The sequence below is a fragment of the Enterobacter sp. JS8-1 genome (genome assembly GCF_049187015.1).
Lineage (GTDB): Bacteria > Pseudomonadota > Gammaproteobacteria > Enterobacterales > Enterobacteriaceae > Enterobacter > Enterobacter mori.
In genome coordinates, this window is record NZ_CP185805.1 from 426,721 (window position 1) to 452,191 (window position 25,471).

The 25,471-nt window shown below is 55.1% G+C and carries 28 protein-coding genes; 20 read left to right on the forward strand and 8 right to left on the reverse strand.

Annotated elements, in window-relative coordinates; all coding sequences use genetic code 11:
* Positions 1 to 35: 35 nt before the first annotated feature.
* The 7 genes from hflK to rlmB all read left to right on the forward strand — a co-directional run bounded on the left by hflK (position 36) and on the right by rlmB (position 7,874).
* A complete protein-coding gene (gene hflK, locus ACOQH0_RS02070; RefSeq protein ID WP_010427500.1) occupies positions 36 to 1,295 on the forward strand; it encodes an FtsH protease activity modulator HflK in 1,260 nt (419 codons plus the stop codon).
* Between the two features lie 2 nt (positions 1,296 to 1,297).
* A complete protein-coding gene (hflC, locus tag ACOQH0_RS02075) occupies positions 1,298 to 2,302 on the forward strand; it encodes a protease modulator HflC (protein WP_010427498.1) in 1,005 nt (334 codons plus the stop codon).
* A 71-nt stretch (positions 2,303 to 2,373) separates the two neighbouring features.
* Positions 2,374 to 2,571 (forward strand): DUF2065 domain-containing protein, encoded by a 198-nt coding sequence (locus tag ACOQH0_RS02080; protein ID WP_010427497.1) that lies wholly within the window; start codon positions 2,374 to 2,376, stop codon positions 2,569 to 2,571.
* Positions 2,572 to 2,675: 104 nt separating this feature from the next.
* Positions 2,676 to 3,974, forward strand: a complete 1,299-nt coding sequence (locus ACOQH0_RS02085) for an adenylosuccinate synthase (RefSeq protein ID WP_042713442.1) — start codon at positions 2,676 to 2,678, stop codon at positions 3,972 to 3,974.
* 193 nt (positions 3,975 to 4,167) lie between these two features.
* Positions 4,168 to 4,593 (forward strand): nitric oxide-sensing transcriptional repressor NsrR, encoded by a 426-nt coding sequence (gene nsrR / locus ACOQH0_RS02090; protein ID WP_010427492.1) that lies wholly within the window; start codon positions 4,168 to 4,170, stop codon positions 4,591 to 4,593.
* Positions 4,594 to 4,631: 38 nt separating this feature from the next.
* Positions 4,632 to 7,076, forward strand: coding sequence for a ribonuclease R (gene rnr / locus ACOQH0_RS02095; protein ID WP_042713434.1), 2,445 nt, complete (start codon positions 4,632 to 4,634; stop codon positions 7,074 to 7,076).
* A gap of 66 nt (positions 7,077 to 7,142) precedes the next feature.
* The gene (gene rlmB / locus ACOQH0_RS02100) at positions 7,143 to 7,874 is read left to right on the forward strand and encodes a 23S rRNA (guanosine(2251)-2'-O)-methyltransferase RlmB (RefSeq protein ID WP_058840431.1); all 732 of its coding nucleotides are present in this window, start codon (positions 7,143 to 7,145) and stop codon (positions 7,872 to 7,874) included.
* Between the two features lie 82 nt (positions 7,875 to 7,956).
* On the opposite strand, the gene ACOQH0_RS02105 is transcribed toward rlmB, so the two are convergent.
* Positions 7,957 to 9,231, reverse strand: coding sequence for an MFS transporter (locus ACOQH0_RS02105; RefSeq protein ID WP_089599125.1), 1,275 nt, complete (start codon positions 9,229 to 9,231; stop codon positions 7,957 to 7,959).
* 193 nt (positions 9,232 to 9,424) lie between these two features.
* On the opposite strand from ACOQH0_RS02105, the gene ACOQH0_RS02110 reads away from it, so the two are divergent.
* Positions 9,425 to 11,047 (forward strand): isovaleryl-CoA dehydrogenase, encoded by a 1,623-nt coding sequence (locus tag ACOQH0_RS02110; protein ID WP_421511422.1) that lies wholly within the window; start codon positions 9,425 to 9,427, stop codon positions 11,045 to 11,047.
* Here the strand turns inward: ACOQH0_RS02110 and ACOQH0_RS02115 are convergent.
* The 3 genes from ACOQH0_RS02115 to bsmA all read right to left on the reverse strand — a co-directional run bounded on the left by ACOQH0_RS02115 (position 11,044) and on the right by bsmA (position 13,899).
* Positions 11,044 to 12,975 carry a methyl-accepting chemotaxis protein gene (locus ACOQH0_RS02115; RefSeq protein WP_421511423.1) on the reverse strand — a complete coding sequence of 644 codons (1,932 nt, stop codon included), beginning with the start codon at positions 12,973 to 12,975 and terminating at the stop codon, positions 11,044 to 11,046. The two genes, ACOQH0_RS02110 and ACOQH0_RS02115, sit on opposite strands and share 4 nt — an antisense overlap.
* Positions 12,976 to 13,145: 170 nt before the next feature.
* Complete coding sequence (gene yjfN, locus ACOQH0_RS02120; protein ID WP_139157912.1) at positions 13,146 to 13,421, reverse strand: DUF1471 family protease activator YjfN; 276 nt, start codon at positions 13,419 to 13,421, stop codon at positions 13,146 to 13,148.
* Positions 13,422 to 13,569: 148 nt separating this feature from the next.
* Entirely contained in the window at positions 13,570 to 13,899 is a 330-nt protein-coding gene (gene bsmA / locus ACOQH0_RS02125; RefSeq protein ID WP_071985399.1) for a biofilm peroxide resistance protein BsmA, read from the reverse strand.
* Between the two features lie 138 nt (positions 13,900 to 14,037).
* Here bsmA and yjfP point away from each other — a divergent pair, with 138 nt between their 5' ends.
* Complete coding sequence (gene yjfP / locus ACOQH0_RS02130; protein ID WP_421511424.1) at positions 14,038 to 14,760, forward strand: esterase; 723 nt, start codon at positions 14,038 to 14,040, stop codon at positions 14,758 to 14,760.
* Here the strand turns inward: yjfP and ulaR are convergent.
* Together ulaR and ulaG are read right to left on the reverse strand one after the other, a co-directional pair.
* Entirely contained in the window at positions 14,757 to 15,512 is a 756-nt protein-coding gene (ulaR, locus tag ACOQH0_RS02135) for an HTH-type transcriptional regulator UlaR (RefSeq protein ID WP_042713424.1), read from the reverse strand. The two genes, yjfP and ulaR, sit on opposite strands and share 4 nt — an antisense overlap.
* A gap of 110 nt (positions 15,513 to 15,622) precedes the next feature.
* On the reverse strand, positions 15,623 to 16,687 hold the full coding sequence (gene ulaG / locus ACOQH0_RS02140; protein ID WP_010427455.1) for an L-ascorbate 6-phosphate lactonase: 1,065 nt from the start codon (positions 16,685 to 16,687) through the stop codon (positions 15,623 to 15,625).
* Between the two features lie 358 nt (positions 16,688 to 17,045).
* Between ulaG and ulaA the strand changes: the two genes are divergently transcribed.
* The 6 genes from ulaA to ACOQH0_RS02170 are packed head-to-tail and all read left to right on the forward strand — an operon-like array spanning position 17,046 to position 21,453.
* The gene (gene ulaA / locus ACOQH0_RS02145) at positions 17,046 to 18,446 is read left to right on the forward strand and encodes a PTS ascorbate transporter subunit IIC (protein WP_089599122.1); all 1,401 of its coding nucleotides are present in this window, start codon (positions 17,046 to 17,048) and stop codon (positions 18,444 to 18,446) included.
* A gap of 12 nt (positions 18,447 to 18,458) precedes the next feature.
* Positions 18,459 to 18,764, forward strand: a complete 306-nt coding sequence (ulaB, locus tag ACOQH0_RS02150; RefSeq protein WP_001577590.1) for a PTS ascorbate transporter subunit IIB — start codon at positions 18,459 to 18,461, stop codon at positions 18,762 to 18,764.
* A 9-nt stretch (positions 18,765 to 18,773) separates the two neighbouring features.
* Entirely contained in the window at positions 18,774 to 19,241 is a 468-nt protein-coding gene (gene ulaC / locus ACOQH0_RS02155) for a PTS ascorbate transporter subunit IIA (protein ID WP_013095304.1), read from the forward strand.
* Positions 19,242 to 19,253: 12 nt separating this feature from the next.
* On the forward strand, positions 19,254 to 19,904 hold the full coding sequence (ulaD, locus tag ACOQH0_RS02160; protein WP_023334265.1) for a 3-keto-L-gulonate-6-phosphate decarboxylase UlaD: 651 nt from the start codon (positions 19,254 to 19,256) through the stop codon (positions 19,902 to 19,904).
* Positions 19,905 to 19,913: 9 nt separating this feature from the next.
* On the forward strand, positions 19,914 to 20,774 hold the full coding sequence (locus ACOQH0_RS02165) for an L-ribulose-5-phosphate 3-epimerase (protein WP_010427449.1): 861 nt from the start codon (positions 19,914 to 19,916) through the stop codon (positions 20,772 to 20,774).
* Positions 20,767 to 21,453, forward strand: a complete 687-nt coding sequence (locus ACOQH0_RS02170) for an L-ribulose-5-phosphate 4-epimerase (protein ID WP_421511425.1) — start codon at positions 20,767 to 20,769, stop codon at positions 21,451 to 21,453. The genes ACOQH0_RS02165 and ACOQH0_RS02170 overlap by 8 nt, the downstream gene beginning before the upstream one ends.
* 140 nt (positions 21,454 to 21,593) lie before the next feature.
* Here the strand turns inward: ACOQH0_RS02170 and yjfY are convergent, their stop codons facing one another.
* Positions 21,594 to 21,869, reverse strand: a complete 276-nt coding sequence (yjfY, locus tag ACOQH0_RS02175) for a DUF1471 family protein YjfY (RefSeq protein ID WP_010427445.1) — start codon at positions 21,867 to 21,869, stop codon at positions 21,594 to 21,596.
* A 343-nt stretch (positions 21,870 to 22,212) separates the two neighbouring features.
* On the opposite strand from yjfY, the gene rpsF reads away from it, so the two are divergent.
* The 5 genes from rpsF (at position 22,213) to ACOQH0_RS02200 (ending at position 24,734) form a co-directional block, all read left to right on the forward strand.
* On the forward strand, positions 22,213 to 22,608 hold the full coding sequence (gene rpsF / locus ACOQH0_RS02180) for a 30S ribosomal protein S6 (RefSeq protein ID WP_014068637.1): 396 nt from the start codon (positions 22,213 to 22,215) through the stop codon (positions 22,606 to 22,608).
* Between the two features lie 6 nt (positions 22,609 to 22,614).
* Positions 22,615 to 22,929, forward strand: coding sequence for a primosomal replication protein N (gene priB / locus ACOQH0_RS02185; protein WP_008502895.1), 315 nt, complete (start codon positions 22,615 to 22,617; stop codon positions 22,927 to 22,929).
* 4 nt (positions 22,930 to 22,933) lie between these two features.
* Complete coding sequence (gene rpsR, locus ACOQH0_RS02190; RefSeq protein WP_000135199.1) at positions 22,934 to 23,161, forward strand: 30S ribosomal protein S18; 228 nt, start codon at positions 22,934 to 22,936, stop codon at positions 23,159 to 23,161.
* A 41-nt stretch (positions 23,162 to 23,202) separates the two neighbouring features.
* Positions 23,203 to 23,652 (forward strand): 50S ribosomal protein L9, encoded by a 450-nt coding sequence (gene rplI / locus ACOQH0_RS02195; RefSeq protein WP_008502894.1) that lies wholly within the window; start codon positions 23,203 to 23,205, stop codon positions 23,650 to 23,652.
* A gap of 152 nt (positions 23,653 to 23,804) precedes the next feature.
* Complete coding sequence (locus ACOQH0_RS02200) at positions 23,805 to 24,734, forward strand: DMT family transporter (RefSeq protein WP_010427442.1); 930 nt, start codon at positions 23,805 to 23,807, stop codon at positions 24,732 to 24,734.
* Positions 24,735 to 24,779: 45 nt separating this feature from the next.
* On the opposite strand, the gene ACOQH0_RS02205 is transcribed toward ACOQH0_RS02200, so the two are convergent.
* Complete coding sequence (locus ACOQH0_RS02205) at positions 24,780 to 25,415, reverse strand: OapA family protein (protein WP_089599117.1); 636 nt, start codon at positions 25,413 to 25,415, stop codon at positions 24,780 to 24,782.
* Positions 25,416 to 25,471 lie beyond the last annotated feature (56 nt).

The following is a 25,471-nucleotide window of genomic DNA, read 5'->3' on the forward strand; positions in this document are numbered from 1 at the left end:
AATTCGCCCTTGCATAACAAATATGGAGCATATACATGGCGTGGAATCAGCCCGGTAATAACGGACAAGACCGCGACCCGTGGGGAAGCAGCAATAATCAAGGCGGCAACTCTGGGGGAAATGGCAACAAAGGTGGTCGCGAGCAGGGGCCGCCGGATCTGGATGATATCTTCCGCAAGCTGAGCAAAAAGCTCGGTGGCCTTGGCGGAGGAAAAGGTTCTGGCTCGGGTGGTAATTCCACTCAGAGTCCGCGCCCGCCAATGGGTGGCCGCGTAGTGGGCATTGTGGCCGCTGCGGTGGTAATCATCTGGGCAGCCAGCGGGTTCTACACCATTAAAGAAGCTGAACGCGGCGTGGTCACTCGTTTCGGTAAGTTCAGCCATCTGGTTGAACCTGGCCTGAACTGGAAACCGACCTTCGTTGACAACGTCACCGCGGTTAACGTGGAGTCCGTCCGTGAACTGGCGGCATCTGGCGTGATGCTGACCTCTGACGAGAACGTCGTGCGCGTTGAGATGAACGTGCAGTACCGCGTAACCGATCCTGAGCGTTATCTGTTTAGCGTGACCAGCGCCGATGACAGCCTGCGTCAGGCGACCGACAGCGCCCTGCGTGGCGTGATCGGCAAGTACACCATGGACCGTATTCTGACCGAAGGTCGTACCGTTATTCGTAGCGATACCCAGCGCGAGCTGGAAGAGACCATTCGTCCATACAACATGGGTATCACCCTGCTGGACGTCAACTTCCAGGCTGCGCGTCCGCCGGAAGAGGTGAAAGCCGCATTTGACGATGCGATTGCTGCACGTGAAAACGAACAGCAGTACATCCGTGAAGCTGAAGCGTACACCAACGAAGTTCAGCCGCGAGCTAACGGTCAGGCGCAGCGTATTCTGGAAGAAGCACGCGCGTATAAGACTCAGACCATCCTGGAAGCACAGGGTGAAGTGGCTCGCTTCGCGAAGATCCTGCCGGAGTATAAAGCGGCACCGGAGATTACCCGCGAGCGTCTGTATATCGAGACCATGGAAAAAGTGCTGAGCCACACCCGCAAAGTGTTGGTTAACGACAGCAAAGGCGGAAACCTGATGGTCCTGCCGCTGGATCAGATGCTGAAAGGCGGTTCTGCACCGGCTGCGAAAGACACCAGCGGTGCGAATAACCTGCTGCGTCTGCCACCAGCCTCTTCAGGCAACGCCAGCGCGAACACAACGCCTTCTTCGAACGATGGTGACATTATGGACCAACGCCGTGCTAACGCGCAGCGTAACGACTACCAGCGTCAGGGGGAATAAGGATGCGTAAGTCAGTTATTGCGATCATCGTCATCGTACTGGTCGTGCTGTATACCTCGATCTTTGTGGTGAAAGAAGGCGAGCGTGGGATCAAATTCCAGTTCAGCAGCGTCGTGCGTGATGGTGACAAACGCCCGGTGATTTACGAACCGGGTCTGCACTTCAAGGTGCCTTTCATTCAGTCAGTGAAAACGCTTGATGCGCGTATCCAGACCATGGATAACCAGGCCGACCGTTTCGTGACCAAAGAGAAGAAAGACCTGATCGTTGATTCCTACATCAAATGGCGTATCAGCGACTTCAGCCGTTACTTCCTGGCAACGGGCGGTGGCGATGTTTCTCAGGCAGAAGTGCTGCTGAAACGTAAGTTCTCTGACCGTCTGCGTTCTGAGATTGGTCGTCTGGATGTGAAAGACATCGTGACCGACTCCCGCGGCCGTCTGACGCTGGAAGTACGTGATGCGCTGAACTCCGGTACAGCGGGCACGGAAGACGAAGTGGAAACGCCAGCAGCGGATGACGCGATTGCTAAAGCCGCTGAACGCGTTCAGGCTGAAACTAACGGTAAAGTGCCGGTGATCAACCCGAACAGTATGGCCGCGCTGGGTATCGAAGTCGTTGACGTGCGTATCAAGCAAATCAACCTGCCAGCGGAAGTGTCCGAGGCGATCTACAACCGTATGCGCGCCGAGCGTGAAGCGGTAGCCCGTCGTCACCGTTCACAGGGTCAGGAAGAGGCTGAGAAGCTGCGTGCTGCTGCGGACTACGAAGTGACTAAGACGCTCGCAGAGTCTGAACGTCAGGGTCGTATCCTGCGCGGTGAAGGCGATGCCGAAGCGGCGAAGCTGTTTGCTGATGCCTTCAGTCAGGATCCAGACTTCTATGCCTTTATCCGTAGCCTGCGTGCTTACGAGAATAGCTTCCAGAGCAACCAGGATGTGATGGTGCTCAGCCCGGACAGCGATTTCTTCCGTTATATGAAGACGCCGACTAACGCAACGCGATAAACTCAGGTCCGTTTGAGTATTCAAACCACCGCTCTCAACGGAGCGGTGGTTTTCTTTTATAAGGACTAAAAATGAATTCAACGATCTGGCTCGCGCTGGCCCTGGTTTTGGTGCTTGAAGGTCTTGGACCGATGCTTTATCCGCGCGCCTGGCGTCGAATGATCGCGACGATGAGCCAACTGCCGGATAATATTTTGCGTCGTTTTGGCGGCGGTCTTGTGGTTGCAGGTATCGTTATCTACTACATGTTGAAGAAAACGATTGGCTGATCAAAAAGTAGGCGCAATCGGCGTATTTTGAGGTCAAAAAGTGCTGTATATCTGAAAAAGCGATGGTAGAATCCATTTTTAAGCAAACGGTGATTTTGAAAAAAATGGGTAACAACGTCGTCGTACTGGGCACCCAATGGGGTGACGAAGGTAAAGGGAAGATTGTTGATCTTCTGACTGAACGGGCTAAATATGTTGTACGCTACCAGGGCGGTCACAACGCAGGCCATACTCTCGTAATCAACGGTGAAAAAACCGTCCTCCATCTTATTCCATCAGGCATTCTTCGCGAAAACGTCACCAGCATCATCGGTAACGGCGTTGTGCTGTCTCCTGCTGCGCTGATGAAAGAGATGAAAGGTCTGGAAGACCGTGGTATCCCTGTTCGTGAGCGTCTGCTGCTCTCTGAAGCCTGCCCGCTGATCCTGGATTATCATGTGGCGCTGGACGTTGCGCGTGAAAAAGCGCGTGGCGCGAAAGCGATCGGTACCACCGGTCGTGGTATCGGCCCGGCTTACGAAGATAAAGTTGCACGTCGCGGTCTGCGCGTGGGCGATCTCTTCGACAAAGCGACCTTCGCTGAAAAACTGAAAGAAGTGATGGAATATCACAACTTCCAGCTGGTGAATTTCTACAAAGCTGACGCTGTTGACTACCAGAAAGTGCTGGATGACGTCATGGCGGTGGCTGATATTCTGACCGGTATGGTTGTGGATGTGTCCGATCTGCTGGACCAGGCGCGCAAACGTGGCGATTTCGTCATGTTCGAAGGTGCGCAGGGTACGCTGCTGGACATCGATCACGGTACCTATCCGTACGTAACCTCCTCTAACACCACCGCGGGTGGCGTGGCAACCGGCTCTGGCCTGGGTCCACGCTATGTGGATTACGTTCTGGGTATCATCAAAGCGTACTCCACTCGCGTGGGTGCCGGTCCATTCCCGACCGAGCTGTTTGATGAAACCGGCGAGTTCCTGTGCAAGCAGGGTAACGAGTTTGGCGCGACCACCGGTCGTCGTCGTCGTACCGGCTGGCTGGATGCGGTCGCAGTGCGTCGTGCAGTGCAGATCAACTCCCTGTCTGGCTTCTGCCTGACCAAGCTGGACGTACTGGACGGCCTGAAAGAAGTGAAAATCTGCGTTGGCTACCGTATGCCAGATGGCCGCGAAGTGACCACCACTCCGCTGGCTGCTGACGACTGGGAAGGCATCGAGCCAATCTACGAAACCATGCCGGGCTGGTCTGAGACCACTTTCGGTGTGAAAGAGCGTAGCGGCCTGCCGCAGGCGGCGCTGGATTACATCAAGCGCATTGAAGAACTGACCGAAGTGCCGATCGATATTATTTCTACCGGCCCGGATCGTACTGAAACGATGATCCTGCGCGACCCGTTCGACGCATAATCTTCGTGACTGCTGGCCTGCGGGGAGACCCGTAGGCCGGATAAGCGTAGCGCCATCCGGCGACCGCTCCTGGATCTCCGCTTTTTCGCCCCGTCTGTCAAATAAATTAGCCCGTAACTATCTGGCTGGTTTATCATCATTAATGAATATCTCTGCGGTTTAACCGCGTTTTCCCTTTTTCCCTGAGGTTGATGTGCAGTTAACGAGTTTCACCGATTACGGCTTACGCGCCCTGATTTACATGGCGTCGTTACCCGATGGAAAGATGACCAGCATCTCTGAGGTAACAGAGGTCTATGGTGTATCCCGTAATCATATGGTCAAAATAATCAATCAACTTAGCCGTGCCGGATACGTTGCTGCCGTCCGCGGGAAGAATGGTGGGATCCGTCTCGGTAAACCGGCACAGAGTATTCGCGTTGGGGATGTGGTACGTGAACTGGAGCCGTTGTCTCTGGTGAACTGCAGCAGCGAGTTCTGCCACATTACTCCCGCTTGCCGCCTGAAACAGGCGCTTTCTAAGGCCGTGCAAAGTTTTCTCATGGAACTGGATAACTACACGCTGGCCGATTTGGTTGAAGAGAATCAACCGCTTTATAAATTATTGCTGGTGGAATGAAGAAAATTTCCACCGGAGCTGACAACGGAGGAACCGACATGTCACATGATCCTTTCCAGGAACGCGAAGCCGAAAAATACGCGAATCCTATCCCTAGCCGCGAGTTCATCATTGAACACTTAACAAAACGCGAAAAACCCGCCAATCGTGAAGAACTTGCCGTTGAATTAAACATTGAAGGTGAAGAGCAAATTGAAGCCCTTCGCCGCCGCCTGCGTGCGATGGAGCGTGACGGGCAACTGGTCTTTACCCGCCGCCAGTGCTACGCGCTGCCAGAACGCCTCGATCTGCTGAAAGGGACCGTCATTGGTCACCGCGATGGCTTCGGCTTCCTGCGCGTGGAAGGCCGCAAAGACGATCTGTACCTCTCATCTGAGCAGATGAAGATGTGTATCCACGGCGATCAGATCCTGGCGCAACCGCTGGGCGCGGACCGTAAAGGTCGCCGCGAAGCGCGCGTGGTGCGTGTGCTGGTGCCAAAAACCAGCCAGATTGTTGGCCGCTACTTTACCGACGCGGGCGTGGGCTTTGTGGTACCGGACGACAGCCGCCTGAGCTTCGACATTCTGATCCCACCTGAAGAGGTGATGGGCGCACGCATGGGCTTTGTGGTGGTGGTAGAACTCACCCAGCGCCCAACCCGTCGCACCAAAGCCGTAGGTAAAATCGTCGAAGTGCTGGGCGATAACATGGGCACCACGATGGCCGTTGATATGGCGCTGCGTACCCATGAGATCCCTTACGTCTGGCCGAAAGCGGTTGAAGATCAGATCGAAAGCCTGCGCGAAGAAGTGCCGGAAGAGTCTAAGGTGGGCCGCGTGGATCTGCGCTCCCTGCCGCTGGTCACTATTGATGGTGAAGACGCCCGCGACTTTGATGACGCCGTTTACTGTGAGAAAAAACGCGGTGGCGGCTGGCGTCTGTGGGTTGCTATCGCTGACGTAAGCTATTATGTCCGTCCGCATACGCCGCTGGATAACGAAGCGCGCAGCCGCGGTACGTCGGTCTACTTCCCGTCTCAGGTTGTGCCGATGCTGCCGGAAGTGCTCTCTAACGGTTTGTGCTCCCTGAACCCGCAGGTTGACCGTCTTTGCATGGTCTGCGAGATGACCATCTCTACCAAAGGGCGCTTAACCGGCTTCAAATTCTACGAAGCGGTGATGAGCTCGCACGCGCGTCTGACCTATACCAAGGTCTGGCATATGCTGCAGGGCGACCAGGATCTGCGCGAGCAGTACGCGCCGCTGGTCAAACATATCGAAGAGCTGCATAACCTCTACAAAACGCTGGAACAGGCGCGCGAAGAGCGCGGCGGGATCTCGTTTGAGAGCGAAGAAGCGAAATTCATCTTCAACGCCGAACGCCGCATTGAGCGTATTGAGCAGACCCAGCGTAACGACGCCCACAAGCTGATCGAAGAGTGTATGATCCTGGCGAACATCTCGGCGGCACGTTTCGTTGAGAAAGCCAAAGAGCCAGCGCTGTTCCGTATTCACGATAAGCCGACCACGGAAGCCATTACCTCATTCCGTTCTGTGCTGGCTGAACTGGGCCTGGAGTTGCCGGGTGGCAACAAGCCAGAGCCGCGCGATTACGCCGAGCTGCTGGAATCCATCGGCGATCGTCCTGATGCAGAAATGCTGCAGACCATGCTGCTGCGCTCCATGAAGCAGGCGATCTACGATCCGGAAAACCGCGGCCACTTCGGTCTGGCGCTGCAGTCTTACGCCCACTTCACGTCGCCGATCCGTCGTTATCCTGACCTTTCCCTCCACCGTGCGATCAAGTATCTGCTGGCGCAGGAGCAGGGCCACAAAGGGAACACCACCGAAACCGGCGGCTACCACTATTCGATGGAAGAGATGCTTCAGTTGGGCCAGCACTGCTCCATGGCCGAACGTCGTGCCGATGAAGCAACACGTGACGTGGCGGACTGGCTGAAGTGTGACTTTATGCTGGATCAGGTAGGCAACGTTTTCAAAGGCGTGATTGCCAGCGTGACCGGCTTTGGTTTCTTCGTTCGTCTGGACGAGCTGTTTATTGACGGTCTGGTGCACGTCTCCAGCCTGGATAACGACTACTACCGCTTTGATCAGGTCGGACAACGCCTGATTGGCGAGTCTGGCGGCCAGACATACCGTCTGGGCGACCGTGTGGAAGTGAAGGTCGAAGCCGTGAATATGGACGACCGTAAAATCGACTTCAGCCTGATCTCCAGCGAGCGTGCGCCGCGTAACGTCGGCAAAACCGAGCGTGAAAAAGCGAAAAAAGGCGGTAACGGTAAACCGGGCGGCGGTAAACGTCGTCAGGCGGGCAAGAAGGTAAACTTCGAGCCGGACAGCGCGTTCCGCGGCGAGAAGAAACAGAAGCCGAAGGCGGCGAAGAAAGAAGCTCGCTCAGCGAAAAAACCTTCCGCTAAAACGCAGAAAATAGCTGCCGCGACCAAAGCGAAGCGTGCGGCCAAGAAAAAGCAGGCGGAGTAAATTCTCCCCTCACCCTGACCCTCTCCCCAACGGGGGGAGGGGAAATACTTATTACGAGAACCATCAATGAGTGAAATGATTTACGGCATCCACGCGGTGCAGGCCCTTCTCGAGCGCGCACCGGAGCGTTTTCAGGAAGTCTTTATTCTGAAAGGGCGTGAAGATAAGCGTCTGATGCCGCTGATCCACGCGCTGGAAGCGCAGGGCGTGGTGATCCAGTTGGCGAACCGCCAGTTCCTGGATGAGAAAAGTGAAGGTGCGGTGCACCAGGGCATTATTGCGCGCGTGAAGCCGGGCCGTCAGTATCAGGAAAACGATCTGCCGGATCTGATTGCCGAACTGGATAACCCGTTCTTCCTGATCCTCGATGGCGTTACCGATCCACACAACCTCGGTGCCTGCCTGCGTAGCGCCGATGCGGCGGGCGTACACGCGGTGATTGTGCCGAAAGATCGCTCCGCGCAGCTGAACGCGACGGCGAAGAAAGTGGCCTGCGGCGCGGCGGAAAATGTTCCGCTGATCCGCGTGACCAACCTGGCGCGCACCATGCGTCTGCTGCAGGAAGAGAACATCTGGATCGTCGGTACCGCCGGTGAAGCGGACCATACTTTGTACCAGAGCAAAATGACCGGCCGTCTGGCGCTGGTGATGGGGGCGGAAGGCGAAGGTATGCGTCGTCTGACGCGCGAGCACTGTGACGAGCTTATCAGCATTCCGATGGCGGGCAGCGTGTCGTCCCTGAACGTGTCCGTTGCGACGGGTATCTGCCTGTTTGAAGCGGTGCGTCAGCGTAGCTGATTTTCGCCCGGTGGCGCTTCGCTTACCGGGCCTACGGTTTTGTAGGCCGGGTAAGGCGAAGCCGCCACCCGGCAAAACAACCTCACTCCTCCAGCGAACGCAAATGGTCATCCTTTCTCAGCGTCATCAGCGCAAAGATACTCACCACTGCCGTCGCCATCACGTAATACGCCGGAATATCCAGGTTGCCCGTCTGCTTAATCAGCCCGGTAATGATTAACCCTGCACATCCCGAGAAAATCGCGTTCGACAAAGAGTAGGCCAGCCCCAGTCCCGTATAGCGCACGCGCGTCGGGAACATCTCAGATAGCATTGCCGGGCCCGGCCCCGCCAGCATCCCGACCAGACCGCCCGCAATCAACACCACAACAGCCTTCACCGCCAGCGTACTCGACTCCGCCTGCAGGATTTTCAACAGCGGCAGGGCGAGGATCAGCAAAAGCGCGGTGGCGATAATCATCACCGTGCGGCGCCCGATCCGGTCGCTCAGGATCCCCGACGGAATAATCGTCAGCGCAAACCCAATATTCGAAATCACCGCTATCAGCAGCGCCTGGTTAAACCCGGTGTGCAGCGCCGACTGCAGATAGGTCGGCATAATCACCAGGTAGGTATACCCCGCTGCAGACCAGACCATCACGCGGCCAATCCCCATCATGATGGCCCGGAGCGTGGCGGCAGTATCCGCCTGAGCGACAGCCGGTTTATCCTGCTGCTGCACAAAGCTGGGTGTCTCCTCCATGCTGACTCGAAGCCACAGCGCAACGACGCCCATAGGCAGCGCCAGGAAGAACGGAATGCGCCAACCCCAGTCGTGGAGGGCTTCCGGCGTGAGGAGGGCGGAGAGCAGCGCCACGATGCCTGCCCCCGCCAGCAGCCCCAGCGCCACGGTAAAGGACTGCCACGCGCCATAGAGTCCACGCTTGCCGCGCGGGGCGAACTCCGTCATCAGCGAGACCGCACCGCCGTACTCGCCCCCCGCGAACAGCCCCTGCAGGATGCGAAGCAGTGTAATAATGAGCGGGGCGGCAATCCCGATGCTGGCGTAGACCGGCACAATGCCGATGGCGGCGGTAGCGAGCGTCATCAGCACCAGCACAATGATTAGCGTCGGCTTACGGCCAATCCGGTCACCGATGCGGCCAAACACCACCGCACCCAGCGGGCGGAAGAAGAAGGCGATGGCAAACGAGGCGTAGGTGAGGATCAGGCTGGTAAGCCCCGCTTCTCCTTCAAGCTGGAAGAAGTTTTTCGCAATAACGGTTGCCAGAAAACCGTAGACCGCAAACTCATACCACTCGATAAAGTTACCAATGGAGCCTGCAATTAATGCACGCTTGTGCGCGTCCCGTTGCATAACGATCCTCACTGAAAGGGGTAAGAATAAATTATTCAACAAAAGCGAAGTGATGAAATAGTTTATTCTTATGTTATGTGAGCTATTTCACGAATGATATCAGCGGGATCGTGAACGTGTGATTCCCCTCCCATGCAGCGTGCGCGCGGTCTGTCCATACTTATCGTCATTGCCACTGAAGGAGGGAGACAGCATGCACTGGCAGACTCACACCGTTTTCAATCAACCGGCACCGCTTTCCAACAGCAACCTTTTTCTCTCGGACTGCGCCCTGCGCGATGCGGTTACGCGTGAAGGCGCCGAGTGGGATATTGAGTTGCTCGCCAGTATCGGGCAGCAATTAGGTACCGCGGAGTCGCTGGAGCTTGGCAGGCTGGCAAACGTCAACCCGCCCGAGCTATTACGCTATGACGCCACGGGGGAGCGGCTGGACGACGTGCGTTTTCATCCGGCATGGCATCTGCTGATGCAGGGGCTTTGCGCCAACCGCGTGCATAACCTGGCGTGGGAAGAGGAGGCGCGTAAAGGGTCGTTTGTCGCTCGGGCCGCGCGCTTTGTGCTTCATGCTCAGGTGGAGGCCGGCACACTGTGCCCTGTCACCATGACGTTCGCCGCCACGCCGCTGCTGCAGCAGGCGCTCCCCAAAATATTTCACGACTGGCTCACGCCGCTGCTCAGCGATCGCTACGATCCGCATCTGGCCCCCGGCGCGCAAAAGCGCGGCCTGCTGATCGGTATGGGGATGACGGAAAAGCAGGGCGGCTCAGACGTGCTCAGCAATACCACCAAAGCGGAAAAATGCAGCGACGGCAGCTACCGGCTGGTGGGACATAAATGGTTTTTCTCCGTGCCGCAAAGCGATGCACATCTGGTGCTGGCCCAGGCTAAGGGCGGGCTATCCTGCTTTTTTGTGCCGCGCTTTTTACCCGACGGACAACGTAACGCCGTCCGCCTGGAACGCCTCAAGGACAAGCTCGGGAACCGCTCCAACGCCAGCAGCGAGGCGGAATTCCTCGATGCCTCCGGCTGGCTGTTGGGGGAAGAAGGCGAAGGGGTACGGCAGATACTCAAAATGGGCGGTCTGACGCGCTTCGACTGCGCGCTGGGCAGCCACGGACTCATGCGTCGGGCGCTGTCGGTGGCGCTTTATCATGCCCATCAGCGGCAAACCTTTGGCAAAAATCTTATCGACCAGCCGCTAATGCGTGAGGTGTTAAGCCGGATGGCGCTGGTGCTGGAGGGGCACACGGCGCTGCTGTTCCGCCTGGCCCGCGCGTGGGACAAGCGTGCCGATCCGCAAGAAGCTGGCTGGGCGCGGCTCTTCACTCCGGCGGCGAAATTTAGCGTGTGTAAAGCGGGCATCCCATTTGTCGCGGAGGCGATGGAGGTGTTGGGTGGGATCGGATATTGCGAAGAGAGCGAACTTCCCCGTCTGTACCGTGAAATGCCGGTCAACAGCATCTGGGAAGGATCGGGCAATATCATGTGCCTGGACGTGCTGCGCGTGCTGGCGAAGCAGCCGGGGATCCACGATCTGCTTGCAGATGAGTTTGCGCAGGTAAAAGGGCAGGACAGACACTTCGACCGCAGCTGGCGACAGCTGCAGCAAAAACTGCGTAAGCCGCAGGAGGCACAGGGCCGGGAGATTGCTCAACAGCTCTTTTTACTGGGTGCCGGAAGCCAGATGCTGCGACACGCTTCACCGCCCGTGGCGCAGGCGTGGTGCCGCATGATGCTGGATACCCGTGGCGGAACGCTAATGAGCGAACAGGTGCAAAATGACCTGCTGCTGCGCGCCACGGGCAGAGTCGGTTAGCCTTTTAGCTGGAACAGGCTGACCAGTTGGGTAAGGTGTGAGCCTTTCTCGCGTAGCGTGTGTGCGGTCTGCTCGCTGCGCGAGACGCGGTCGGCGTTGATGTGCGACGCTTCGCCAATGTGCGTCATGGCAAGATTCACCTGCCCAATCCCTGCGGATTGTTCACGGGAAGCGTGGTTAATCTCGGTAACCAGCTGGCTGATGTTATCGATATGAACAATGATAGCGTCCATAGCCAGACGCGTCTTTTCTGACAGCGCGTGGCCTTCGCTTACCTTGTTCAGCGTATCGCCAATCAGGTGTTCAATCTCCTTCACCGCGTTGGCACTGCGTGCCGCCAGGGCGCGAACCTCCTGCGCTACCACGGCGAAGCCTTTGCCATGTTCGCCCGCGCGAGCCGCTTCGACCGCCGCATTCAGCGCCAGAATGTTAGTCTGGAACGCGATGGACTCAATCACGCGGGTAATGTCCTCAATGCGTTTAGAAGCATCGCGGATATCATCCATCGTCGACACCGCGTGGGTGACCGTCTCGCCGCCCTGATGAACCGCGAGCGAGGTTTCACCCACCAGCTGCTGTGTTTGCTCCATGTTGGCGGCATTTTGCTGCACGGTGGCGGCCAGCTGCTCCATGCTGGCGGAAGTCTCTTCCACGCTGCTGGCCTGCTTGTTGATCTGCTCCGAGATTTCTCCGGTGTCGGAAGCCAGCGCATTGGTGCCCAAATGGATCTCGCCCGCGGCCTCACGCACCTGCAGGACAATTTTTTGCAGCCCATCGCCAATACCGTTGATGGCATCAACCAGCTGGCCGACCTCATCCTGACGCGTTACGGGCAGGCTGGCGCGCAGATCGCCTGCGGCATACTGGCGGGCCAGCTCGATCACGTTACGCAGCGGGCGGGTCAGCATCCGTCGAATGAGCACCACAAACAGGCCCGCGAAGAGCACGGAAAGCACCACGCCCGCCAGCAGGAACCGGTCACGCATGGCGTTGACGCTTGCGAGAAGGACCGATTTATCCACTTCACCCACGATGGTCCAGTTCCAGCCCGGCAGCGGCGTATAGGCCATTTTCAGCGTGCGGCCGTCGTCGCTTACGCGCTCCAGCGTGCCGGAGGAATCGCTCAGCAGCAGCTGTTGGGTGGCGCTGTCCCACTTCGGCAGTTGCCCCTCTTCACTACCGTGGAACAGGAACTGCCCGCGCGTTTTGCCGTTGCTGCGATCCAGCACATAGAAGTGCCCGCTCTCGCCCAGCCGACGGTTGAGGATTTTCTCTCGCATAACGTTCCAGGAGTGTGTGATATCTACCCCAACAAAGATGATCCCAATAACCTGGCCTTCACCATTCTTAACCGGCTGGTACTGGGTGATGTAGCGTTTACCAAACAGCAGCGCCAGGCCACGGTAAACTTCGCCCCTGGTGACGGCCGCAAACGCCGGGCTGGTGGTATCCAGAAGGGTTCCCATCGCCCGGTCGCCATTCTCCTTGCGCAGGGAGGTGGCAACGCGAATAAAGTCGTTACCGCTGCGAACGAACAGCGTGGAGATTGCGCCCGTACGATTCAGAAAGTCGTCAGAAAAAGCATTGTTTTCATGCAGTTCAGATTCGCCGCCTTTCAGCAAAGGCACATTGATCCCGTTAATGGTACGGGTCTGACTCGTATCGACCGTAAATGGCTGAGGCAGGAAAGTGGTAAACAGTCGGGTATAGCTTTCGACCTCTTCGCTCAGACTGGTATTAAACATCTGCACCATATCGACCATGCCGGTGGACTGGTTATGCAAATCTTCGACGGCAAGATCTTCAAGCTGCTGGCTGGCTTTATGGCTGAGCAGAAAAGTGAAAAGCAGAAACAGAATGGCGACACTCATACCGGTCAGCAGCGATAGCTTAGTGCCCAGACCCGCACGGCGGAAAGAATTGATCATAAATTGCTCATCATTGAAAAGGTATGCCTGTTCAACGGCAGAGCAGCGATAACATTTATGCTATTAATGTAACAAAATGTTATTTGTTTGTTTTTGGATGGTTTTGAAAAAGATAAAAGATTTGCAAAAACGAAAAGCCACTAAAATTAAGTGGCTTTTATCGGGAGGGGCTAAACATAGAGGATGGCTTGCACCCGCCAATGATCGACATGGTTATCTTCCTGCATCTGGATGATGCGATACCAGGAAGCGCCTTGTTCATCGGCTTTTAATGCAACGACACGTTCAACGTCTTGCGGGCTCCCCGAAATGTTATTCACGGAGATTTGGCCTATTTCATTCAGGCCAGTCACGCAATCAGCACTGGCGAATTCAGCTGATTGTGCGGTTGTGCTCACAAGGCCTGCTGAGAGCAACAGTGTGGTCAAGGCAAGAGTTCGTTTCATCGTCAGCTCCATTTCACATGTCTCCGGTATCCGCCGGGCAATCCTTCGCAAATAAACTCACTTCCATTGGTGCAGGCATGGAGTTTATTGTGGACAGGAAAATGTCTATGGACGCAAAGCAGTGTAAATGTCGTTCAAATGATCGCCATTACTTACGGTACAAAATCGCCTGCGAGTACCACTGTCCCGTAATGATGGTTTCGTCGATCATAATGATGACGTAATAATCTGCTTTGGCGGCTGCGGCTTGTGCTTCAATAGAGGCTTCCGCGTCATCCGGGGAACCGCGAACCAACGCGGAGACAGTGCCCATTCGCTGTAATCCTTCAGTCTGATTACGACGAATTTCCTGCGGGTGATCGGCGACCGGCGGAGCGGGTTGCGGTGTTCCCTGCAGCGCGCTACAGCCACTGAGCAGAAACACAAACAATAAAGCAGCAAACCTGCGCATAACCATATCTCGTTTCCTGATAGCCATAGTGTAGTTGCCTGTAAATTTAGTTTTGGGGGAATGTTCCCGAAGTGTTATCTGAGGCGAAGATTTCGAATGAAAATATCCAGAAACCGTAATCCAGCTCTCAAACATTATGAATCATTCATCAGTACAGGACCGACAATGATTGAACTCGAAACGCGACGCCTTGGTGACCGCGAAATATTACATGCTTTCCCCACCGGGAAAAGTGAGCAGCCGCTGCCAGTTGTGGTTTTTTATCATGGGTTTACCTCGTCAAAACTGGTTTATAGCTATTTTGCTGTGGCGCTGGCGCAGGCTGGATTCCGCGTTGTTATGCCGGATGCTCCGGATCATGGCGCGCGATTTTCGGGCAACGAGCAGGCGCGGCTCGGCCAGTTCTGGCAAATCTTGCATGGTAGCCTGACGGAATTTGCAGGGCTGCGCGATGCGCTTTTTGAGGCCGGGCTGGTGGAGAACGATCGCCTGGCGGTTGCTGGGGCTTCAATGGGGGGAATGACGGCGCTGGGGATCATGACGCATCATTCGGAGGTGAAGTCCGTCGCTTGTCTGATGGGGTCGGGCTACTTCACTTCGCTCTCGAAGACGCTGTTTCCCTCGCAGAACCCAGAAGATATCGAAGCGGCGCTGGCGGAGTGGGACGTCACCCATGCGTTACCGCACCTGGCCAATCGCCCGCTGCTGCTGTGGCACGGCGAGGCGGATGATGTGGTTCCGCCTGACGGAACGTTCCGTTTACAGCAGTCGTTAAAGAATGAAGGGCTGGACGGCAATTTAACCTGCCTTTGGGAGGCGGGCGTTCGTCACCGTATTACGCCGACGGCGCTGGATGCCACGGTGAGCTTTTTCCGCCAGCACCTTTAAACCCGAAGAATTTTGACCCCTTGATCTTCCAGCTTCTGGAGGATCTCCGGGTTGGCATTTTTACCGGTGATCACCATGTCGATTTGCTCGGCACGGCTGAACAGCATGCCTGCGCGCTCGCCCACTTTGCTGCTGTCGACCAGCACAACAAGCTTGCCTACCACGTTAAGCATGTTTTGCTCCGCCATGGCGGTCAGCATATCGGTTTTATACAGCCCATCTGTAGTCAGGCCTTTACCGCTGGTGAACATCCAGTGTCCGGCGTAGAGGCTATTTTCACTGTCCTGTGGGCTGAGCGTAATGGACTGGCTCTTATTGTACTGACCGCCCATGATCACTACGCTTTCATGCTCCTGGTCAATGAGATAGTTGGCCAGCGGCAAATAGTTAGTGATGATTTGCACCGGTTTGCCACACATCTCCCGCCCCAGTAAAAACGCCGTGGAGCCGCAGTTGATCACGACGCTTTCGCCAGGGTTGACCAGCTGTGATGCTGCTCTTGCAATCCGCACTTTTTCATCGTGGTTCTGCGCCTGATGAATGTTCATCGGCGTCCAGCGCGGACGCTGCTGGCTAATGGCTTCCGCACCGTTACGGACTTTTTTCAGTTTGCCACTTTCATCCAGCTTGTTGATGTCCCGTCGGGCCGTTGCCGGAGAAATGCCTAATCGTTCGATCACTTTCTCAACGGTGATAAACCCTGTTTGCGCCAGGAGTTCCAGTAAAATTTGATGTCGTTGCGCTTCCGTCATGAGCTATTCCGATAAGAATTGATTTGAAAAGATGATATTTGAAATAGCGTGAAATTACTAAAATAAATATGACATCGCCAGACACAAGGTCTGGCGATTTGACTTCACAATCAGAGGAAGGACTTGAACGGCAGGTCAGGCTCAATGGTGAAGCAATCATCGAAACCACGTGGGTAGTGATATTCCAGATTATCTTTGTCCAGTGGCCAGGTGAACTTGCCACCGACCTGCCAGATGAACGGCTTGAAGCCATACTTCAGGCGGTCTTTTTTCATTTCCCACAGCACGCGGATTTCCTGCGGGTCTGCCTGGAAGTTTGACCAGATATCATGGTGGAACGGAATAACCACTTTGGTGTTCAGCGCTTCCGCCATGCGCAGCATATCGGCGCTGGTCATTTTGTCGGTGATGCCGCGCGGGTTCTCACCGTAGGAGCCCAGCGCCACGTCGATCTGATGCTCGTTACCGTGCTTCGCATAGTAGTTGGAGTAGTGGGAGTCCCCGCTGTGGTACAGAGAACCGCCAGGGGTTTTAAACAGGTAGTTCACCGCACGTTCGTCCATACCATCTGGCAGCACGCCTGCTGCTTTCTGATCGGCGGGCAGGGTGATCAATGCTGTACGGTCAAAGGCATCCAGCGCGTGGATTTCAATGTCTTTAATTTTTACTACATCGCCCGGTTTCATCACGATGCAGCGCTCTTTCGGCACGCCCCAACCGATCCACAGATCCACGCAGGTCTGCGGCCCAATGAACGGCACATCGTCCGCGCAGTTTTGCATCACCGCTGCAGCCACGTTCACGTCGATATGATCGTTATGATCGTGGGTAGAGAGGACGGCGTCGATCTGACGAATTGCAAACGGATCGAGCACAAACGGCGTAGTACGCAGGTTCGGCTGCAGTTTTTCCACGCCCGCCATGCGCTGCATCTGATGACCTTTTTTCATCAGCGGGTTGCCGTGGCTCTGTTTACCGGTGCCGCACCAGAAATCGACGCAGATATTGGCGCCACCTTCTGATTTCAGCCAGATACCGGTACAGCCCAGCCACCACATTGCAAATGTGCCAGGAGCAACCTGTTCCTGCTCGATCTCTTCATTCAGCCAGCTACCCCATTCCGGGAAGGTGCTCAGAATCCATGATTCACGGGTGATGGTGTTCACTTTACTCATCGTTTTGACTCCTGGTTTAATCAAAAGTAATCACAATATGATTTGTTGTGATTGATACTGGCATCATTTGACGCGTTTTGCAATGGTGAAAATGGTGAATTTTATCTGTTCGACTTCACGGGTTATCCGCTTTTTACTTGTTAGACTATCCGGTATTAATCATTAATTTAATGAATTATAAAGATTAATTTATTTTTCATGCACGGTAGTGAAAATCATTACTAACACCATGGAAATAATTTGCGTGATACGTCACAAATAATCAAATCCAATCTTGTGGTGATTATTTGTGATTACTAGAGTGATGGCACCAACCACACAGGGATTGCCCCTCGTGTTCTCATTTCTGGAGAGAGTTATGGAGATCCTCTACAACGTCTTTACCGTGTTCTTTAATCAGGTAATGACCAACGCCCCGCTGCTGCTGGGTATCGTGACGTGCCTGGGCTATATCCTGCTGCGAAAAAGCGTCAGCGTGATTATCAAAGGCACCATCAAAACCATTATTGGTTTTATGTTGCTGCAGGCGGGTTCAGGCATTCTGACCAGTACCTTTAAGCCGGTTGTCGCCAAAATGTCGGAAGTGTATGGCATTAACGGCGCTATCTCTGATACCTACGCATCCATGATGGCGACCATTGAACGCATGGGTGATGCCTATAGCTGGGTGGGGTATGCGGTCCTGCTCGCGCTGGCCCTGAACATCATTTACGTTCTGCTGCGCCGCATTACCGGCATTCGCACCATCATGCTGACCGGCCACATCATGTTCCAGCAGGCGGGGCTGATTGCGGTTTCTTTCTATATCTTCGGCTACCCAATGTGGACCACGATTATCTGCACCGCGGTGCTGGTTTCGCTCTACTGGGGTATCACCTCCAACATGATGTACAAGCCAACCCAGGAAGTGACTGATGGCTGCGGCTTCTCCATCGGTCACCAGCAGCAGTTCGCCTCCTGGATTGCTTACAAAGTTGCGCCGTACCTGGGCAAAAAAGAAGAGAGCGTTGAAGACCTCAAGCTGCCGGGCTGGCTGAATATCTTCCACGACAACATCGTTTCAACGGCGATTGTGATGACCATCTTCTTCGGCGCCATTTTGCTCTCCTTCGGCATTGACGTCGTTCAGGCGATGGCGGGTAAAACCCACTGGACGGTCTATATCCTGCAGACCGGCTTCTCCTTCGCGGTGGCCATTTTCATCATCACTCAGGGCGTACGTATGTTCGTCGCCGAACTGTCGGAAGCCTTCAACGGTATCTCCCAACGCCTGATCCCTGGCGCGGTGCTGGCGATTGACTGTGCTGCTATCTATAGCTTTGCGCCAAATGCGGTGGTCTGGGGCTTTATGTGGGGCACCATCGGCCAGCTGATTGCGGTAGGCATCCTGGTCGGCTGCGGCTCCTCAATCCTGATTATTCCTGGCTTTATTCCGATGTTCTTCTCCAACGCCACCATCGGCGTGTTTGCTAACCACTTCGGCGGCTGGCGCGCAGCGCTCAAGATCTGCCTGGTAATGGGCATGGTTGAAATCTTCGGTTGCGTGTGGGCGGTCAAGCTTACCGGTATGAGCGCCTGGATGGGCATGGCGGACTGGTCAATTCTGGCACCACCGATGATGCAGGGCTTTGCCTCCGTCGGACTGGTCTTTATGGCCGTCATCATTCTGATTGCACTGGCTTATATGTTCTTCGCTGGCCGTTCTCTGCGAGCTGAAGAAGATGCGGAAAAACAAACAGCAGAAGTGTCTGCTCATTAAGGAGTTTCGATTATGACCGTACGTATCCTGGCTGTATGTGGCAATGGGCAAGGCAGCTCCATGATCATGAAGATGAAAGTGGATCAGTTTTTAACCCAGTCAAACATCGACCACACGGTGAACAGCTGCGCAGTGGGCGAATACAAAAGTGAGCTGAACGGCGCAGACATCATCATCGCTTCTACCCACATCGCCGGCGAGATCACCGTGACGGGCAACAAATATGTGGTGGGCGTGCGCAACATGCTGTCGCCTGCGGATTTCGGCCCAAAACTGCTGGAAGTGATCAAAGCGCACTTCCCTCAAGACGTGAAGTAAGGACGAAACATGAAATTACGTGATTCGCTGGCAGAAAATAACTCCATCCTTTTGCAGGCGGAGGCCAGCACCTGGCAGGAGGCGGTGAAGCTGAGCGTGGATCTGCTGGTTAAGGCTGACGTTGTCGAGCCGCGTTACTACCAGGCCATTCTTGATGGCGTGGCGCAGCACGGCCCTTACTTTGTGATTGCGCCAGGCCTGGCCATGCCGCACGGCCGCCCTGAAGAGGGCGTGAAAAAAACCGGCTTTGCCCTTGTGACGCTGAAAACGCCGCTGGTGTTTAACCATGAAGATAACGACCCGGTCGACATCCTGATCACCATGGCCGCCGTGGATGCCAACACCCACCAGGAGGTGGGCATCATGCAGATCGTCAATCTGTTTGATGATGAAGCCAATTTTGACCGTTTACGCGCCTGCCGTACCGAGCAGGAAGTGCTGGATTTAATTGATAACGCCACTGCGGCGGCAGTCTAAGAGGAACTGAATATGTCATTACCAATGTTGCAGGTTGCGCTGGATAACCAAACGTTGTCCCACGCTTACGAAACTACCCGTCTGATCGCGGAAGAAGTGGACATCATCGAAGTGGGTACCATTCTGTGCGTGGGTGAGGGCGTTCGCGCCGTTCGCGACCTGAAGGCGCTCTATCCGCATAAAATCGTGCTGGCGGATGCCAAGATCGCCGATGCAGGCAAAATTCTTTCCCGCATGTGCTTCGAAGCGAATGCTGACTGGGTCACCGTGATCTGCTGTGCAGATATCAACACTGCGAAAGGCGCGCTGGACGTGGCAAAAGAGTTTAACGGCGACGTGCAGATTGAACTGACCGGCTTCTGGACCTGGGAGCAGGCGCAGGAGTGGCGTGACGCGGGCATTCAGCAGGTGGTTTACCACCGTAGCCGTGATGCGCAGGCTGCAGGCGTGGCGTGGGGTGAAGCGGATATCAGCGCCATCAAACGTCTGGCGGATATGGGCTTCAAAGTGACCGTCACCGGCGGCCTGGCGCTGGAAGATCTTCCGCTGTTCCAGGGCATTCCAATTCACGTCTTTATTGCCGGTCGTAGCATTCGTGATGCGGCGTCTCCGGTTGAAGCGGCGCGTCAGTTTAAACGCTCAATCGCTCAGCTTTGGGGCTAAGGAGCGGGTATGTTGTCAAAACAGGTCCCGCTTGGCATCTATGAAAAGGCACTCCCCGCGGGGGAGTGCTGGCTGGAGCGGCTGCAGCTGGCAAAACAGCTGGGCTTCGATTTTGTCGAAATGTCCGTGGATGAAACAGACGAGCGCCTCTCTCGTCTCGACTGGAGCCGTGAACAGCGGCTCGCACTGGTGAGCGCCATTGCTGAAACGGGCGTGCGCGTGCCGTCCATGTGTCTGAGTGCCCACCGTCGTTTTCCGCTCGGCAGCGAAGATGATGCCATACGTGCGCAGGGGCTGGAGATCATGCGTAAAGCCATTCGCTTTGCGCAGGATGTCGGTATCCGCGTGATCCAACTGGCGGGTTATGACGTTTACTATCAGGAAGCCAACGATGAAACGCGCCGTCGTTTTCGCGATGGTCTGAAAGAGAGCGTTGAGATGGCAAGTCGCGCGCAGGTCACGCTGGCGATGGAGATCATGGACTACCCGTTGATGAACTCCATCAGTAAGGCGCTGGGCTACGCGCACTATCTCAATAATCCATGGTTCCAGCTTTATCCCGATATCGGCAATCTGTCGGCATGGGATAACGACGTACAGATGGAGCTGCAGGCGGGCGTCGGTCATATCGTGGCGGTGCACGTCAAAGATACACGTCCAGGCGTATTCAAAAATGTTCCGTTCGGCACCGGGGTGGTGGATTTCGAACGGTGCTTTGAAACGCTCAAACAGACGGGTTATTGCGGGCCTTACCTGATTGAGATGTGGAGCGAAACGTCAGCCGACCCGGCTGCCGAAGTCGTGAAAGCGCGGGACTGGGTGCGCGAACGTATGGCGCGGGCGGGATTGCTGGAGGCTGAACATGCTTAAGCTTAAACAGCAGGTCTTTGAAGCCAACATGGATCTGCCGCGCTATGGCCTGGTCACGTTCACCTGGGGTAACGTCAGCGCTATCGATCGCGAGCAAGGTCTGGTAGTGATCAAGCCGAGCGGTGTGGCGTATGACACCATGAAAGCTGAAGATATGGTGGTGGTGGATCTCGAAGGGCGTGTCGTTGACGGCAAATGGCGGCCTTCATCAGATACCGCAACCCATCTGGCGCTGTATCGGCGTTATCCGTCCCTTGGCGGCGTGGTGCATACCCACTCCACGCACGCGACTGCCTGGGCTCAGGCGGGGCTGCCCATACCGGCACTTGGGACGACGCATGCGGACTACTTCTTTGGCGACATTCCCTGCACGCGCGCATTAACGCAGGCTGAAGTGGAAGGCGAGTACGAGCTCAACACCGGGAAGGTCATCATCGAAACGTTGGGCGCAAGTGAACCGCTGCATACGCCGGGGATTGTGGTGTACCAGCACGGTCCGTTCGCCTGGGGTAAAGATGCTCACGACGCGGTACATAATGCCGTGGTGATGGAAGAGGTGGCCAAAATGGCGTGGATTGCTCGCGACATCAATCCACAGCTTCAGGGCATTGATGATTACCTGATGAACAAGCATTTTATGCGTAAGCATGGCCCGAATGCCTATTACGGGCAGAAGTGAATAAGTGCTCTGGAATACCAAAAACAGTTGTAACCGGTGGTATTCCGGAGCCATTCACAAAAAAAAGCCCCCGGGCAGGGGGCAAGTCAAACTATGGCTATGTTCTCTTTGTTGGCTTTCCTGGTGCTAGCGTTAAAGCGTTATCGGTAAATATCTGCACTGGCGTGCATGTTGCCGTTGCTGCCGGGCTCACGGGTTAACATCACGTGGTAATAGGTTGCGCCCTGGGCATCGGTTTCTTCGTTTAATGCCTGATCTGCTTCACTTTCCGTGGCGAAATTATGATTGATGTAAATTACGCCCAAGCTTTGCACATCATCCATGTTTCTGGCCTGTCGGCTGTCTATCTTGATGGCTGCCATCGCGTTTGCACTGAGCAAAAGCGCCGCCATTATGGCTAATGCGATTTTTTTCATGATATGCGCTCCACGACTGCGTGCTGTGTGACGGTTTGTCCTGCTCCTTCTCGGTTTAGATGGGCTCTGATTAAAGTGTAATCGCTTATCGCTGTGCGATGAGTGACCATTTCTGATGGTGTTGTTCAAAAAAACAACGCTTCTCGGTGTGATTAATTTTAAATCACCGACTTAGACCCGCTTCGCGCTTTGTGCGAATTATTTGTGCAATCAGCTTGAGTTTCCAGGGGCGCGCAAGTATTATGACGCGTCAATTTTTCAGCCGACCTTTAACACGTTCCTTGCCTCCCCGGGCCTCGGCTGACCCAGACAGGAGGCTGAATAATCCGTAAGGAGCAATTCGATGCGTCATTACGAAATCGTTTTTATGGTCCATCCTGACCAGAGCGAACAGGTTCCGGGTATGATCGAGCGTTACTCTGCTGCCATCACTGGTGCAGAAGGTACGATCCACCGTCTGGAAGACTGGGGCCGCCGTCAGCTGGCTTACCCGATCAACAAACTGCACAAAGCACACTACGTTCTGATGAACGTTGAAGCGCCGCAGGAAGTGATCGATGAGCTGGAAACTACCTTCCGCTTCAACGATGCCGTTATCCGCAGCATGGTTATGCGTACCAAAAACGCAGTTACCGAAGCATCTCCGATGGTTAAAGCGAAAGACGAGCGCCGTGAGCGTCGCGATGATTTCGCAAACGAAACCGCAGATGATTCTGATGCTGGGGATTCTGAAGAGTAATTTCTGATGACCAACCGTCTGGCGTTGTCCGGCATCGTATGCAGGGCTCCCCTTCGAAAGGTCAGTCCATCAGGAATTCCGCATTGCCAGTTCGTGCTTGAGCATCGTTCTGTGCAAGAGGAAGCCGGGTTTCACCGGCAGGCGTGGTGCCAAATGCCCGTTATTATTAGCGGACACGAAAACCAGGCCATTACTCACAGTTTAACGGTCGGTAGCGCAGTAATCGTTCAGGGGTTCATCTCTTGCCACAAGGCAAAGAACGGCCTGAGCAAAATGGTTCTGCATGCCGAGCAGATTGATTTGATAGATTCTGGAGACTAGCCATATGGCACGTTATTTCCGTCGTCGCAAGTTCTGCCGTTTCACCGCGGAAGGCGTTCAAGAGATCGACTATAAAGATATCGCAACGCTGAAAAACTACATCACCGAAAGCGGTAAGATTGTCCCAAGCCGTATCACCGGTACTCGTGCAAAATACCAGCGTCAGCTGGCTCGCGCTATCAAACGCGCTCGCTACCTGTCCCTGCTGCCGTACACTGATCGTCATCAGTAATCGGGCACGGTCCATTAATACGACTTTAAGAGGATAAGGTAATGCAAGTTATTCTGCTTGATAAAGTAGCAAACCTGGGCAGCCTGGGTGATCAGGTTAACGTTAAAGCGGGTTACGCACGTAACTTCCTGGTTCCACAGGGTAAAGCTGTTCCAGCTACTAAGAAAAACGTTGAGTTTTTCGAAGCACGTCGCGCTGAACTGGAAGCCAAACTGGCTGACGTTCTGGCGGCTGCTAACGCTCGCGCTGAAGCAATCAACGCACTGGGCACTGTTACCATCGCGTCTAAAGCTGGCGACGAAGGTAAACTGTTCGGTTCCATCGGTACCCGCGATATCGCTGATGCAGTTTCTGCAGCAGGCGTTAAAGTGGCTAAGAGCGAAGTTCGTCTGCCGAACGGCGTTCTGCGTACCACTGGTGAGCACGAAGTTGACTTCCAGGTTCACAGCGAAGTGTTCGCTAAACTGGTTGTTAACGTAGTAGCTGAGTAATTTTTTACTCTGCTCACGTCGAAGCGCCGGCCTTGTGCCGGCGTTTTGCTTTTCTGGGGGACCAGAATTCATCATTTCTTCTTGTATGGTAGCTATTCCTGTCGCATTCTCTGATAATAAATTGAAACGCAATTTTATTTATGAGATTTGTCATGGATACCGCTCTGCCCACACCTGTCTTTGCGCGCCGAAATGTGGCCTATGCCTGCGCCACGCTCTGCTGTCTGCTCTGGGGTAGCTCCTACCCGGCCATTAAAAGTGGTTATGCGCTTTTCCAGATCGCAACCGATGATATTCCATCGAAAGTGGTGTTTGCCGGATACCGTTTCCTGTTTGCCGGTGTGTTGCTGCTGCTGTTTGCATTGGCCCAGCGAAAACCGATTGGCAGGCTTACGCCCACGCAGTTTGGCCAGCTCACCATTCTCGGCCTGACCCAGACGACTATTCAGTACACTTTCTTCTATATAGGCCTGGCCTACACGACGGGGGTGAACGGTTCAATCATGAACGCCACTGGAACCTTCTTCAGCGTGCTGTTGGCGCACTTCATCTACCACAACGACAAGCTGAGCTATAACAAAACGCTGGGCTGTATTCTCGGGTTTGCCGGGGTGATGTTGGTGAACTTCCACAGCGGGTTAAGCGATTTCCAGTTTGTCTGGAATGGTGACGGGTTTGTGGTGCTGGCTGCTTTTATTCTCTCCGCTGCCACGCTTTACGGAAAACGCATCTCCCAGACCGTCGATCCCACGGTGATGACCGGCTGGCAGCTGGCTATCGGTGGACTGGTGTTGGTGGGGGGAGGGTATGCAACAGGCGGAACGCTGGAAGTGCACAGTATGAAGGCCATCGCCGTACTGGGGTATCTGACGCTGCTCTCATCCGTCGCCTTTGCGCTGTGGAGCGTGCTGCTGAAAGTTAACCGCGTCAGTATGATTGCGCCGTTTAACTTCGTTGTGCCGGTGGCAGGCACAGTCTTATCCGCCATTTTCCTCGGGGAAAATATTCTGGATATCAAATATGCGATTGCGCTGGTATTGGTCTGTTCGGGGATCTGGTGGGTGAATAAGCGGAGTGCCTGAGAACAGTGTGCCGGGTGGCGGCTACGCCTTACCCGGCCTACAGAACTAGCGTGCGCGAATAAAACTGCCGTCGGTCTGACGGGTAAACAGCACCTGCTGGCCATTACCGGTATCGATCGTCAGACCGGTCACCACGCCGCTGGCGTTCTGGCGGATCTGCACCATCTGTCCATTTTGCAGGTTGCTCAGCGGCTTGCCTGCGCCTTCCACCTGCGCCATAGCATAGACATCCGTAGCAGGCAGGTTGTGGTCGCGGAACAGCTGCGCGAGCGTTTTACCCGGCTCAACGCGATAGGAACGCCACTGCTGTTCAATGCCTGTCGGTTGCTGAACTTGTGGCGCAGCGGCCTGCTCCTGCGGTTGTTCTTCCTGAACGGGTTCAGGCTCTACAGGTGCGACCTGGCCTGGATCGTTGGATGGCGTCACCAGCTGCGTCTGCATGGGCTGCGCATCCGGCTGCGGTCGCGTTTGCGACTGGATATCCAGCTGCGCATTGCGGGTCACCGGTGCGGTATCAACGTCGTCGCCGCCAGAAGGAAGCAGGAAGCCCACGATCACCAGCAGCGCGCCAATGATAATGCCTCTGCGGTGCATAGGGGGCAGCGGGTCCATAATGCGAAAATTGTCTGGCGCCTGCCAGATTTTCGCCAGGGTAGGTTTCAGTTCAAATCGCCCGGGCATGGCTCTCCTCCTGCTCCGCGTCTTTTTTATCCTGTCCTGAGAAGTGTAGTTTGCTA

Coding starts and splice junctions, on each gene's coding strand:
- yjfN (WP_139157912.1), bottom strand. CDS start 13,421: ATGAAACGAACTCTTGCCTTGACCACACTGTTGCTCTCAGCAGGCCTT.
- bsmA (WP_071985399.1), bottom strand. CDS start 13,899: ATGGCTATCAGGAAACGAGATATGGTTATGCGCAGGTTTGCTGCTTTA.
- hflK (WP_010427500.1), top strand. CDS start 36: ATGGCGTGGAATCAGCCCGGTAATAACGGACAAGACCGCGACCCGTGG.
- ACOQH0_RS02080 (WP_010427497.1), top strand. CDS start 2,374: ATGAATTCAACGATCTGGCTCGCGCTGGCCCTGGTTTTGGTGCTTGAA.
- ACOQH0_RS02165 (WP_010427449.1), top strand. CDS start 19,914: ATGTTGTCAAAACAGGTCCCGCTTGGCATCTATGAAAAGGCACTCCCC.
- rpsR (WP_000135199.1), top strand. CDS start 22,934: ATGGCACGTTATTTCCGTCGTCGCAAGTTCTGCCGTTTCACCGCGGAA.
- ACOQH0_RS02105 (WP_089599125.1), bottom strand. CDS start 9,231: ATGCAACGGGACGCGCACAAGCGTGCATTAATTGCAGGCTCCATTGGT.
- yjfY (WP_010427445.1), bottom strand. CDS start 21,869: ATGAAAAAAATCGCATTAGCCATAATGGCGGCGCTTTTGCTCAGTGCA.
- ulaC (WP_013095304.1), top strand. CDS start 18,774: ATGAAATTACGTGATTCGCTGGCAGAAAATAACTCCATCCTTTTGCAG.
- ulaR (WP_042713424.1), bottom strand. CDS start 15,512: ATGACGGAAGCGCAACGACATCAAATTTTACTGGAACTCCTGGCGCAA.
- ACOQH0_RS02110 (WP_421511422.1), top strand. CDS start 9,425: ATGCACTGGCAGACTCACACCGTTTTCAATCAACCGGCACCGCTTTCC.
- ACOQH0_RS02200 (WP_010427442.1), top strand. CDS start 23,805: ATGGATACCGCTCTGCCCACACCTGTCTTTGCGCGCCGAAATGTGGCC.
- ulaG (WP_010427455.1), bottom strand. CDS start 16,687: ATGAGTAAAGTGAACACCATCACCCGTGAATCATGGATTCTGAGCACC.
- ACOQH0_RS02085 (WP_042713442.1), top strand. CDS start 2,676: ATGGGTAACAACGTCGTCGTACTGGGCACCCAATGGGGTGACGAAGGT.
- ACOQH0_RS02170 (WP_421511425.1), top strand. CDS start 20,767: ATGCTTAAGCTTAAACAGCAGGTCTTTGAAGCCAACATGGATCTGCCG.
- ulaB (WP_001577590.1), top strand. CDS start 18,459: ATGACCGTACGTATCCTGGCTGTATGTGGCAATGGGCAAGGCAGCTCC.
- rnr (WP_042713434.1), top strand. CDS start 4,632: ATGTCACATGATCCTTTCCAGGAACGCGAAGCCGAAAAATACGCGAAT.
- ulaD (WP_023334265.1), top strand. CDS start 19,254: ATGTCATTACCAATGTTGCAGGTTGCGCTGGATAACCAAACGTTGTCC.
- rpsF (WP_014068637.1), top strand. CDS start 22,213: ATGCGTCATTACGAAATCGTTTTTATGGTCCATCCTGACCAGAGCGAA.
- ulaA (WP_089599122.1), top strand. CDS start 17,046: ATGGAGATCCTCTACAACGTCTTTACCGTGTTCTTTAATCAGGTAATG.
- ACOQH0_RS02115 (WP_421511423.1), bottom strand. CDS start 12,975: ATGATCAATTCTTTCCGCCGTGCGGGTCTGGGCACTAAGCTATCGCTG.
- hflC (WP_010427498.1), top strand. CDS start 1,298: ATGCGTAAGTCAGTTATTGCGATCATCGTCATCGTACTGGTCGTGCTG.
- yjfP (WP_421511424.1), top strand. CDS start 14,038: ATGATTGAACTCGAAACGCGACGCCTTGGTGACCGCGAAATATTACAT.
- priB (WP_008502895.1), top strand. CDS start 22,615: ATGACCAACCGTCTGGCGTTGTCCGGCATCGTATGCAGGGCTCCCCTT.
- ACOQH0_RS02205 (WP_089599117.1), bottom strand. CDS start 25,415: ATGCCCGGGCGATTTGAACTGAAACCTACCCTGGCGAAAATCTGGCAG.
- rlmB (WP_058840431.1), top strand. CDS start 7,143: ATGAGTGAAATGATTTACGGCATCCACGCGGTGCAGGCCCTTCTCGAG.
- rplI (WP_008502894.1), top strand. CDS start 23,203: ATGCAAGTTATTCTGCTTGATAAAGTAGCAAACCTGGGCAGCCTGGGT.